Source organism: Opitutales bacterium, assembly GCA_013215165.1.
Classification (GTDB): Bacteria; Verrucomicrobiota; Verrucomicrobiia; order Opitutales; family JABSRG01; genus JABSRG01.
The window spans coordinates 1-12,378 of the sequence record JABSRG010000080.1 but is presented as its reverse complement, the minus strand read 5'-3'; the positions used below and the strand labels follow the sequence as shown (position 1 = coordinate 12,378).

Below are 12,378 nucleotides of genomic sequence, written 5' to 3'. Positions count from 1 at the left end.
TAGACACGATCAACCGCTACAGCCGATCAATACTCACCCCTGATCTCCGCCATCAGGCCTTATGGGATGGCTGTGTTTTTAATCCGCGAATGGACGCTAATAAACGCGAATTTTTTATGATGTGCGTTGTGAAGACTAAAACGGTGGGCTGTTGTCTGGTTTTTTCGATTACATTACGATGGGGCTCGGCGGTTCCGGTTGTGATAGAAGCTTGCTCGGCCATTCGCCCTGATTGAGAAGCAACATTTTGCCAAAATGTCCGCGTGGAAATTCTTCTCGATTACCGCAGATATGCGCGTGTTGGGCTTTCTTTGATTTTTTTGAGGCCCTCGAGCGCGCCTTGGTAGAGAATTTGACCCCCTTCGTCTCCTCCATTGGGACCCATTTCTACGACGTAATCAGCTTCTTGGATGATGTCGAGGTGGTGCTCGATGACGACGACGGTATGGCCCTGGTCGACGAGTTTGTGTAACAAATCGATGAGGCGGGCGCAGTCGGAGAGATGGAGGCCAATGGTGGGTTCTTCAAGAAGGTAGAAATTGCGTGGGACTATGCCGCGCGCCCGGTCCTTTATGTTTTGACGCCCTTTGGCGAGTTCGGTGACGAGTTTCAGGCGTTGCGCTTCACCGCCGGAAAGAGTCGGTGAACTCTGGCCAAGTTGAAGATAGCCGAGCCCTGTGTCTACCATGAGGTTAAACATGGCACTGAGGGTGTTGTGAAAATCGAAAAACTCGGCAGCTTCGTCAAAGGTCATCTCAAGGACGTCCGCGATCGATTTGTCATTCCACCGGATTTCGAGCAAATCGTCCTGATAGCGGCGGCCGCCACAGTCGTCGCATTCGACGAATTGATCTGCGAGAAAGGCCATCTCGAGTTTGATGCGCCCGGCTCCCTTGCAGGTTTCACAGCGGCCTCCTTTGGTATTGAAAGAGAAAGTGCCGGCAGTCAGGCCGCGTGCTTTTGCTTCTGGAAGACTAGCATAATATTCACGGATGATGTCAAAGGCGCCGAGATAGGTGGCTGGTGTCGAACGCGGCGTTTTTCCGATCGGTGTTTGATCGACTTCGATGACGTTACGGAACGGATTATCACCCGCCCAGAAACGCTGAACTGGGGCCATGATGCCATTGCCGCCGTCTTCCAAGGATGCGCGGACCGCATCGGTTGCCTGGCGTTGAGTCAATTTATTAGTTCTTGATCGAATAGCTTCCCGCAGGCATGGACTCAAAACATCACGAATGAGTGTAGATTTGCCGGCGCCCGAGGGGCCACAGATGACATTGAGCCGATTGATGGGCAGAAGTAGGGAGTCTCCTTTTAAATTGCGTAATCGAGGCTCGCTTAAGGAAACCCATGCTTCGGCCTTCTTTCCGCGAAATGCTTTGGGTAGTTCGGGTAGGTTGCGGTAAGTTCCACGGCTTGGATGGGGAATGCCTTCTCTGAGGAAGCGAGCTGTGGTGCTATCTGAATCGTCGAGGACGTCGGTGGGTGTGCCTTGGGCTACAATGGTGCCGCCGAATACACCGGCGCGTGGGCCGACGTCGATGAGATGGTCTGCCGCGCGCATCGTATCGTCGTCATGTTCGACCATGAGGATGGTATTTCCCTTATTCTTCAGGCGATCCAGTGTCTGGAGGAGACGATCATTGTCCCGTGCGTGGAGGCCTATGGATGGCTCGTCCAGGACATAGAGCACGCCTGAAAGATTTGAACCCAGTTGAGCTGCTAGTCGGATGCGCTGAGCCTCGCCGCCAGAAAGTGTATTCGTGGCACGGTCTAAGGAGAGATAGTCCAGCCCGACTGCCCCCAGGAATTTCAGGCGCTCGACGACCTGAGGATAGATGTCGCGCATGATAGCTTCCCCGCGGGTATCAAGCTGAATCTCCTTGAGTTTTTCTAAAATCGCAGCGGCCGGAAGAGCGAGCAGTTCGGGGAGTGATAAAGTTTGTCCGTCTTTAAGATGGAGGCGCACGGCACGGCTCACCCGATTGAGTCGCGTGCCGTGGCAGTCGGGGCAAATGGAACCATGGGAAATGTTATCAATGTTTGCAGCTTCGGCTTCGGCTGCTTCGTCACCGTCTTTCATCCAATCGTAAATACGGCCGTGACCCCGGCAGGTAGGACACCAGCCACGTGAGGAATTCCATGAGAAATGCTTGGGGTCTAACTCGGGAAAGGATTCACCTGTTTCGACATCAGTGCGTGTGGTGGAGAACCATGAAATAATGCGATCGCGGGCAGTCATCAGGAAGCAAGAGCCCTTGCCGAGCCTAAGCGCTTCTTCAAAGACACGATGACGTTGGCTTTTCTCTACAGGGTTAGGGATACCTTGGCCATCGCGGGTTTCCATCGCTTTGCATCCAAAGTCAGCGACTACGAGTTCGATATCGTGTTCATTATAACGATCAAGTTTTACAAATGCGTCGGTCCGGATGGTCGATCCGTCGCAGCGCATATAAAGGAAGCCGTGTTCTTTAGCCCAATTGGCCATAGGCTGATGGTGTCCCTTGCGTCCACGGACGACGGGCGCACACAGGTAAAGGTGGGCTTGCTGTTGCTGGGCCGGTTCGTCGAGCAAGCGATCTAGATGCTGTTTTAGCTCTGTTGGCGAAGCTGGAAGAATCGGTTTACCGGTGGTCGGCGAGTGCTGAATGCCGATGCGCGCATACAGAAGGCGTAAGTATTGGGCCACCTCAGTGATTGAGGCCACGGTAGACTTCCGTGAACCACGTGTGACCCGTTGTTCGATCGCAACTGTAGGGGATATGCCGGTCAGGCTGTCGATATCGGGGCGAGGTAACTGCTCCACAAACTGCCGCGTGTAGCTGTTCATCGACTCCATGAAGCGCCGCTGTCCCTCGGCAAAGACAATGTCGAAGGCTAACGTAGATTTCCCAGAACCAGAAACACCGGTGATGACGTTCATCTGACCGTGCGGGATTTCTAAATCCACATTCTTTAGGTTGTGTTCGCGTGCGCCGCGAAGGGAGAGGGTAGTCACCTGAGAAGCCAAATACTGTCCCCGAGGTTCTGCTGCTTGAGACTCTTGAATGCCGACCCCGATATTGTCTAAATGCTCGCGTAGGAATTTTCCTGTCTCCGTCGCAGCGTCGGCGACGATTTCGGGTGTCGCCGCGACTACGATCTGGCCCCCTGCTGAACCCGCTCCAGGGCCGAGCTCGATTATCCAGTCCGCTGCAGCTAGAACGTCCATTTGGTGTTCAATCACGCACAAACTGTGACCGGCATCGACGAGACGCTGGAGAATGCCGATGAGCTTTTGGATGTCCGTTCGATGGAGGCCGGTCGTAGGCTCATCCAAAAGAATGAGTGCCGGCTGCGATCCCGATTGGAAACCAGATAAGTATTTGATCAGTTTTACCCGTTGAGCCTCACCGCCTGAGAGGGTGTTGAGCGGTTGCCCGAGTTTGAGATAGCCCAAGCCTGCTTCGAGCAGTGTTTGCAGGCCGAAGCGGATTTTTGGGAATTGATCAAATACATCGACGGCTTGTGCGACTTCCAAATCCAGGACATCTGCGACGGAGTAGCCTTCCCATTTTACCTCGAGAACATCCGGTTTGAAACGTTTGCCTTGGCAGGCGGGGCAGGTGACATACACATCGGAAAGAAATTGCATTTCGATCTTCTCGTAACCCAACCCTGAGCAGTGGTCGCAGCGTCCGTTTCCAGAATTAAAGGAAAATGTGGAGGCGGTGTAGCCCGCTTGCTTTGACTCAGGAAGCCTTGCGAACAGTTCGCGAATCGGATCCCAAATATCGATGTAAAGGGCTGTGTTTGAGCGTGGCGTCCGACTCAAGGGTGATTGATCCAAGCTGACGATGCTTGAAAAAGCACGCTCTCCGGTGATTTCTCTCACATGTGCCGCGTGCTCGAACATTTTACCTTCAGCCTGTTTTAAGCCTCCGTGGATGGCTGAGTGGAGCAGGGTAGACTTGCCCGATCCAGACACGCCGCTTAGAGCGACAAGGCGTCCGAGTGGGAGTTCAAAATCGATATCCAATAGATTGTTATATCGGACGCCATGGAATTGTAATTTGGGAGTTGCATGGTCTATGGCGCGTCGTTGTGCCGGCGGTTTAATCGTATCTTCTCCTGATAGCATCCGTCCGGTATGCGTGTCCTGATTTAGGAAATTGGCGTAGTTGCCTTCATAAACGACATGTCCACCGCGCAAACCAGGAACCGGCCCCAGTTCTATAAGATGATCTGCGGCGCGCATGACTGCCTCATCATGTTCGACGACGACGACGGTATTTCCCAACTTTGAGAGTTGATGCAGAATGCTGATGAGCCGGTCGATATCGCGGGCGTGTAATCCGATCGAAGGTTCATCCAATACAAACAGCGTGTCTACAAGCGCCGTGCCGAGACAGGCTGTTAGGTTCACTCGTTGAGTTTCACCGCCGGAAAGGGTGCGTGATGAACGATCGAGATTTAAGTATCCTAGCCCGACTTGGCTCAGGTAGTTAAGCCGTGAGAGTATTGCATCGAGGGCCTGACTTGCTTCGCTTGAAGCATGGGTCGACTGGCGATACTTACGCATGAGATCAAGTAACTCATCGATAGGCATCCGATAGAGATCGGGCAGGGTGTGATCCATCCAGCGCCAGTTGCGATGCGATGATTTGAGGCGATCTCCATTGCAGTCGGGGCATGTTGTGTAAGCGCGAAATTTGGAAAGAAAGACGCGCACGTGCATCTTGTAGGTGTTTCCTTCGAGCCAACGAAAAAAACGGCGGATGCCATACCAGTAGCCCTGCCGCACACCATCGCCACCGGAGGGGTAATCTGCGTCACCGTCAAACACCCAATCTCTCTCGTCTTGTGTCAATTCAGACCACGGCACATCTGCGCGCAGTTTGTCGCCCCGTCGCTTAGCTACCCGCAACAAATCATTTAGACTCTGAGAGTAGACATCACCCTGAAAGGGGCGGATGGCTCCCTCTGCAATGCTCAGCGTCGTGTCGGGGATGATGAGTGCATCGTCGATTTCTATGATGCGCCCGAAGCCCCGGCAACGTTCGCACGCGCCAAGCGGTGAGTTGAAAGAGAAATGATTGGGCGTCGGCGGTGTGAAGACTGTGCCGTCCGTCGCGACAAGCTTCTCGTTAAAAGTCTTTGCGTAGGCTCCATCTGACTCGAGAAGAACAAGCGCACCATGCCCAAAATGAAATGCGGTGGTGGCTGAATCGATGAACCGGCTACGGCTGGCGTCGGATTGATCGATTTTAATGCGATCTTGGACGACATGAATCGCAGGGACGCCTTTCAACTTTTCTGCAAGACCATCCTCAATGCGGAGGAATCCTCTGGAGTCTTCAGCGAGAGCGATACGCGAAAAACCTTGGCCCTTCAGAGCGTTAAGAATTTCGGACCAAGCGAGCTTTTCGGGACGATCGACGCGGAAGGCGATGACGACAGTCTTAGACTCAGAATCAGCACTCACTGTCTCCCACACACTCAGCGGTGTGTCTGCGATGATCACCTCATCTGTGATCGGATCCCTCAGTTGAGCGACCTGCGCAAACCATACTTTGAAATAATCCGTAAGCTCAGTCATCGTGCCGACGGTTGAGCGCGAGGTTTTCACCGAGTTTCTTTGCTCGATAGCTATGGAAGGTCGGATGTTTTCAATACTGTCGACCTGCGGCCGGTCGAGCAGGTCCATAAACTGCCTCGTGTAGGGGCTGAAGGTCTCCACGTAACGTCGCTGTCCCTCAGCATGAAGCGTATCGAATACTAGGGAGGATTTCCCTGATCCACTCAGGCCGGTAACGACAGTCAGTCGGCCAATGGGGATATCTATGTCGAAGCCCTTGAGATTGTTTTGGTGGACGCCACGCAGCCGGATGGCCTGTGGGGATGCGTCGTTAACGGGTGTGCCTAAAGAATGATGCGAGACTGTGTCGGCTGATTTCACTACGACTTCCTAGAAATAAAAGTTCGCAGTAAAAGAAGAGTGGCTCCTCCGGCAATCATGAGCAGTCGAAAGTTGGTACCCTAAGTCCGCCTTCGATTTCATAATCGAGCTGGGCGGGACCACGCAGGCCTTAAGAAGAGAGCTCGTATCGCGACTTTATTGAGTGAGATGGCCAAGCGAAAAAACTTTTTATCTCTGCGACTTTCCCAGACTGTCGGCGTTCATAGAAGTGACTTTATCAAGCGATAAATCGTGCTTATACCCCTCCTTACCCCATTAGTTTTTTTGAGGAGACCCCCACGGACCTCAATTCTTCATATCACATTCGGTCTTTCGACCGCGTTCTATGCGCATGGAAAGGTGGCTCTTTCTGATTTCGATGAGAAAGTGGCGCCTGTATTCAATCAATACTGTGTTGAGTGCCACAGTGCTGACAATGATCAGGGCGCGGTCGATTTAATTTCGATCCATGACGCAGTGGGCATGATGAAAGACCTCAGTCTTCTGAGACGGGTTTATGATGTTATTGATCTGGAAGACATGCCTCCAGTCGATAAGCCTCAACTTTCACCAGACGAGTATGATAACGTGATCGAATGGCTCGAATTTGCCTCTGAGGACGGCATACTTGAAATCCCCAAGGATGCCGGTCCGGGCATTATACGACGTTTGTCTCGTGAGGAATACAGCCGCACGGTGCGCGACATCTTTGCAGTCGAATATAACGTCTCTGAAGAAGTGGGCATGCCCCCCGATCCTGTGGATGAAACCTTTCATTTCGAAAACTTAGCGAGTGTTTTGCAGGTCGAGCCGCTCATGCTTGAAAAGTATTTCGACGCCGCTGTGGATGTCGTAGATCTCTTTTTTTACAAAAGCCCCGAAGGTAAGCGTGCTGTCCAAACGATCATGGCTTCGATTGGTAAGTCTGATAACCCGAAACAGCGTCGTCACGCTGCAGCTCAGAACTTTCAAGGATTGCTTTGGCGTATTTTCAGAAGGCCGCCAAACCAAGGAGAGCTTGCTCGTTATATGACCGTCTGGGATGACGCTGTCTCTAAGGATATCTCTGAAACTGAGGCATTTAAGCACATGCTTATCGCCAGTTTAATTTCGCCCAATTTTCTGTATCGCATCGAGGAAAATCAGGCCCCTTCGGGAAGTCTGGATTCATACCCGGTAAAGCCGTATGAGTTGGCCACACGCTTAAGCTATTTTCTCTGGTCATCGATGCCTGACGGGCCACTCTTCAAGGCCGCTCATGACGGCACTTTGACAGATCCTGTAGTGTTAGAACAGCAAGTCAGACGTATGCTGGCGCACCCCAAGGCAGAGGCCCTTTCTGAGGTATTTGCCTCTCAGTGGTTTAAGTTGAAAATGCTCGAGGATGCACGTCCTTCACAGGAATATTTCCCTGAGTATTCTGTTGAGTTGAGAGATTCGATGTATCGGGAGCCTATCGTTTTCTTCAAAAACCTCATAGAGGTCGATGGGAGCATCGATGATATCATAGATTCCGACTACACCTTCGTCGATAGCCGGCTGGCTGAGTTCTACGGAATAGAGGGAGTGACAGGAGATAAATTCGTTAAAGTAGACATTCCTGAGGGTATGCCTCGCGGCGGTCTCATGGGCATGGGGAGTGTGCTCTCGATGAACTCCCATGTCTCGAGAACGAGTCCGACATTGAGAGGCACGTATGTCTTGAAGGTTATGTTGGGACAGCCACCCCCGCCCCCTCCAGCAAATGCCTCCCAGATCGCGAGTGATGTGAGTGAGAATATCGAGATCAATTCCTTCCGTGCCTTGTTGGCTGCGCATGCTCAGGATTTCTCTTGTGCCGGATGTCATAAGAGGATCGACCCTCTCGGCTTTGCATTGGATAATTTTGATGCAATCGGGCGTTGGCGTGAAAGTACCGAAGATGAACCAATCGACACATCGGGAATTCTTCCGGACGGGCAGAGACTGAACAGTTTTGACGACGTCAAGCTCGCCCTCAGCCAACGGAGAGAACAAGTCTATCTCAATGTCGCCGAACAGATGCTACGCTTTGCGCTGGGACGCCATCTGCAAACAGCTGACCGACAGATCGTGAATGACATTGTCGATCGCATGAAAGCAACCGATGGCAGCATTCATGAGCTCATACTGAGTGTAGTAAACAGCTTTCCCTTTTTGAACCGTAGAAATACGACCCCAGCGGCCACAGCAACTGTGGCGATATACCCATAAATTCAAACAGTCGAAAATCTAACCAAGCTACAGCATGAAAGTGAAACCCTTAAATCGCCGTACTTTCCTCCGGGGTTCCGGAGCTTGTTTAGCCCTCCCATTTTTGGAGGCTATGACCCCCCATCGAGCCATCGGATCTTTGGCGCCCCAGGCAGCCCCTCCGGTGCGCACGGCGATCTTTTCGGTGAGTGGCGGGACTGTAGCGGAGTCGTTTTTTCCAGAGAAGGCGGGACCCCTCGGAGAATTGCCATCGATCCTTCGACCCTTTGAGGCCTACAAGGACTACATGACGGTTATTTCGGGCCTGTCGCAGGGCGGGAAACGCACCGGTAAATTCAATGGTCATAATAGTTGTGCGGTGCACCACCTGACTTGCGCAGAGCACGCGGTAAATGAAGGGGGTAGGATCTCCGCGGGGATCAGTGTGGATCAAGAGATTGCACGAAAGATTGGTCGAGACACCTACCTCCCATCTTTGGAGATAGGCTGGGGGCAATCTGAGAATACTTACTCATACAAGGGCGATGGTCAGCCAGTGCCCTATGAGCCTAATCCGAAGCGCGTGTTCGATCGGATGTTCCGGGGTCGTCATCCCGAGCTACCGCATTGGGCGAGAGAAGGCGGCGTAGGTCTCAATTCCCAGGCACAATTGGGGGCACAGCAAGAGTCTTTGGGCCAAAGTGTTCTCGACGTTGTTTTGGCAGATGCGAAGGCGCTTCAAAAGAAATTAGGCTATGAAGACAAACAGCGCCTACAGGGCTACATGGATAGCGTAAACACGGTTGAGAAACGTATCAGTATGTTGCAGGTTCGTCAGGAAGAAGGCTTAAGGCAAGCGGGCGCTCCCACACCTATGAGCGATTCTCACGGTGGACTAATCATACCTGAAGTCGGGGGCGACCTCTGGGACGACCAACGTGCTATCGCCCTAGATCCCGAACTGCATATGGATTACTTAGGGACCATGTTTGATTTGTCCCTTCTCGCCTTCCAAACCGATTCGACACGGATGCTCACATTTGTCATTGGGCAAGAAAAATTTCATTTCCCCGGTGTGGTTACCGTTGGCTATGAGTATCATTATCACACAGTGCAACACCAAGGAAATGCACGCCGCGTTGAAGACGCAGATCCCATCTCGCGCGAAGCTTGTCGCCAGATCAATACCTGGTATGCGACATTTATCTCTGAGGCTATTTCGAAGATGGCCGCCATCGATGATGGAGGCACATCACTTCTAGATAACTCGCAAGTGCTCTATACAAGCTACATGGCTGATGGTGGGCATAAACGCATTAATATGCCTGCGGCGCTTTTCGGTAAGGCAAAAGGCAGCATAAAAGGCGGTCAGTATATCCAGTGTGAACGTAGGACCCCCATGGCCAATCTCTACGTGGAAATGCTCAATCGTGTGGGCATCGAAACGGAAACTTTTGGTGATAACTTTGCGGACTATGGTAAGCATGGGGGTCGCATTCCTGGACTCGCATAATCATGTTTATCGTAGCCGGAAGCGATCAGATACGCTCTACCTCCGCCGATGGTAGAAGCTGGGGGAGGTTTGAAATAGGAGCGAAGCAGCATACCATCACGTCTGTGCTGGTGGCCGGAGGTAAGGCCATTGCTACGGTGAGGCGTGGGGGCTCTGTGTTTCTTGATACATCGAGCGATGGCAAAAATTGGAAGCTTATTGAGATAAGTAGCAAAGAATACAGAAGGAGAATGGGGAACTGCATTTACGCGAACGGACAGTTTGTACTTTTTGGCGGCCATGCTGGGAAAGTAAACAACTGTCCCGTGGTATTCCAGACTTCTGCTGATGGTGCTGAATGGTCTGAAATAATCGAATACAGTGCCAAGGGTGGGATGGTTCGAAATATGGTTTTTGGTAACGGCAGATTCGTCGGGGTCGGTGACCGGGGCCTGGTAGCGACGATGCCTGCTGATCTATCAAGCTTCAATCAGGTGGAGGGTGTGCGTGCGATTGATACGATGGTGGACGTCACTTTCGGTAACGGGGTCTTCGTTGGCGTAGGCCTGCACGGTTTACGTCGCTGGTCTGAGGATGGGGAAACGTGGTCAGAGCCCGTGCACGGCCGTGAGGGCGAGCATGTAAATTCAGTGGAATGGACTGGTAGCCATTTTATTGGTTCCGGCGCCGGAGTAACATTCATCTCCTCCGACGGACGATCCTGGGAGCAGCACAAAAATGTGAATGCACCCACATTCTTTACACACCATGATGGCGATTTTGTGGGCATCTCTTATAAAGGCAGAGTGTTTCATTCCAAGAACGCGATTGATTGGGAACTCGTCGAAAAGGTGGATACTGAGCTCCGTTGTATCGGTGCTGGAGAGATCTAGGCATTGGGCCTCAACGCATTGAAAAAATAGGAGTTAATCCGCATGGGTGAAATTGGAACAACGGCCCGACACGGCTGCTTAAGGCCGATCCAAACCGAATAACAGCCTGAAAACCTACCCTTCCCTCAATCGCGCACGATCCGCCGTTTATCTTTGCGCTTTACTCGATCGGTGAAGCATCTCTTTTGGATGCTTCCAGGTGAGCAAGTTTACAGATCCATATGATTCGATTTTTGAAGGCGGCGCATTCCATTCTGATTTTTCAAATGGGAGACAGTCGGGCGCACTTTCATTTGAATCTGGATTCATCGTTTTTCGGGGATCGGCTGGTGCATCTGTCCGCTTAGCGCTAGAAACGCTAAAGATCGAGCGCGGCGGCGCAGCGGATCGCATTGTCTTTATCACCTCACCCGAAGACCCTGGCTGGAAACTCTTTACCTCAGATCGTTCGATTTTGAAATCACCGGCCCTCGTGGCGCATTCCGGATTGCAGAAGCAAAGGCGGGGAATCACTAAAAAATTACTGCGGATGCGTATGGTTACGCTGGCGGTATTATTTGCGTTGGGGTTGGGTGTTTTTGGAACGATTCAGATGCGTGACTTTGTCGTGGCATTTGTTGCCCGCAATGTCCCTCAAGAGATTGAGGTGTGGATCGGTGAAACTGTATTTGGCCAGGTTCGGCAAAGTTCGCGGATTTTGGAGAATGCGGAGCTTTCCAGTGCCCTGGATTCCCTGATGGCACCCCTGTTGGCTGCCTTACCTGAAGAAGGCTATACGTATACGGTCGCGATCGTGGATGATCCGACGTTGAACGCTTTTGCCATGCCGGGAGGTTTTATAGTGATTCATTCGGGATTGATCGCTGAGGCCGAACGCGCAGAGGAAGTGCTCGGCGTTTTAGCCCACGAAATCGCGCATATCACAGAACAGCATACCTTACGTCGTCTGATTGAGCTCTCGGTGATGCGCTTGGCGTTGGCCGTATTTTTGGGTGATGTTGAGGGGCTCGGAGGGATATTGGTAGGTTCTAGCGAGCGACTCTTGACGATGCAGTTTTCAAGGGACGACGAAGTCGAGGCGGATCGCGTCGGCCTGTCCTACCTGGAAGCCGCGGGCATCGATCCATCGGGATTGCTCATGTTTTTTGAAAAGATACTACGGCGTGAACCCGAGTATCAAAAGCACTTGGAGCTGCTGAGCACGCATCCAGCTACAGAAGATCGCATGGCAGCTATTGAAGAAAGAATTTCCCAGATTGATCTCAGCAAGTTTGAGCCGTTTGATTTTGATTTTCCGGCTTTTGAATCGCTCGTTCGGTCCGCTATTGAAACAACCAGCTCTTCCGAAATTTCTGCTAATCCTTGAACTAAAAAACTGCCATGGAAACAACACTTAAGGGCTCTCCGTCCTTCGCCTACCTCGACGTGGGCCTAGAGCCAGGAGAAAGCCTAATCGCTGAGACCGATGCTATGACTACGATGGCGGGTGATCTTGATATGAAGGCCAAGCTCAATGGCGGTCTTTTTAGTGGACTCGCTAAGGCCATTTTAGGGGGTGAGTCTCTATTTATAAACCATTTCACGAATAACACAGCGGGCGTGCGCCAGATGACCTTGGCTCAAGGACTTCCGGGAGATTCGATCGCTTATGATTTGGCCCAGGGCCCGATCTGCTTGCAACCCGGTGCCTTTATCGCAGCAAGTGAAGGTGCCGAACTCGGCACGCGCTGGGCCGGATTTGCGTCGGGCATCAGTCGTGAAGGATTTTCACAGCCATCCCATAAGACCTGATGGCGGAGATCAAACCTGAGTATTGATGGGCTGTAGCGGTTGATCGTGTC

The 12,378-nt window shown here is 52.1% G+C and carries 6 protein-coding genes; 5 read left to right on the top strand and 1 reads right to left on the bottom strand.

Annotation, left to right across the window (positions count from 1 at the left end; genetic code table 11):
* Nucleotides 1-280 precede the first annotated feature (280 nt).
* Nucleotides 281-5,941 carry an excinuclease ABC subunit UvrA gene (gene uvrA, locus HRU10_13910; GenBank protein NRA28326.1) on the bottom strand — a complete coding sequence of 1,887 codons (5,661 nt, stop codon included), beginning with the start codon at nucleotides 5,939-5,941 and terminating at the stop codon, nucleotides 281-283.
* Nucleotides 5,942-6,301: 360 nt separating this feature from the next.
* Here uvrA and HRU10_13905 point away from each other — a divergent pair, with 360 nt between their 5' ends.
* The 5 genes from HRU10_13905 to HRU10_13885 all read left to right on the top strand — a co-directional run bounded on the left by HRU10_13905 (nucleotide 6,302) and on the right by HRU10_13885 (nucleotide 12,328).
* Nucleotides 6,302-8,173 (top strand): DUF1592 domain-containing protein, encoded by a 1,872-nt coding sequence (locus tag HRU10_13905; GenBank protein ID NRA28325.1) that lies wholly within the window; start codon nucleotides 6,302-6,304, stop codon nucleotides 8,171-8,173.
* A gap of 34 nt (nucleotides 8,174-8,207) precedes the next feature.
* A complete protein-coding gene (locus tag HRU10_13900) occupies nucleotides 8,208-9,665 on the top strand; it encodes a DUF1552 domain-containing protein (GenBank protein NRA28324.1) in 1,458 nt (485 codons plus the stop codon).
* A 2-nt stretch (nucleotides 9,666-9,667) separates the two neighbouring features.
* Nucleotides 9,668-10,537, top strand: coding sequence for a hypothetical protein (locus HRU10_13895; protein NRA28323.1), 870 nt, complete (start codon nucleotides 9,668-9,670; stop codon nucleotides 10,535-10,537).
* 199 nt (nucleotides 10,538-10,736) lie between these two features.
* Nucleotides 10,737-11,903 carry a M48 family metallopeptidase gene (locus HRU10_13890; GenBank protein ID NRA28322.1) on the top strand — a complete coding sequence of 389 codons (1,167 nt, stop codon included), beginning with the start codon at nucleotides 10,737-10,739 and terminating at the stop codon, nucleotides 11,901-11,903.
* A 14-nt stretch (nucleotides 11,904-11,917) separates the two neighbouring features.
* The gene (locus HRU10_13885; GenBank protein ID NRA28321.1) at nucleotides 11,918-12,328 is read left to right on the top strand and encodes a TIGR00266 family protein; all 411 of its coding nucleotides are present in this window, start codon (nucleotides 11,918-11,920) and stop codon (nucleotides 12,326-12,328) included.
* The last annotated feature ends 50 nt before the right edge of the window (nucleotides 12,329-12,378 follow it).

Excerpts from the sequence above, each read along its gene's own strand:
- HRU10_13900 (NRA28324.1), top strand. The coding sequence starts at position 8,208 with ATGAAAGTGAAACCCTTAAATCGCCGTACTTTCCTCCGGGGTTCCGGA.
- HRU10_13895 (NRA28323.1), top strand. The coding sequence starts at position 9,668 with ATGTTTATCGTAGCCGGAAGCGATCAGATACGCTCTACCTCCGCCGAT.
- HRU10_13885 (NRA28321.1), top strand. The coding sequence starts at position 11,918 with ATGGAAACAACACTTAAGGGCTCTCCGTCCTTCGCCTACCTCGACGTG.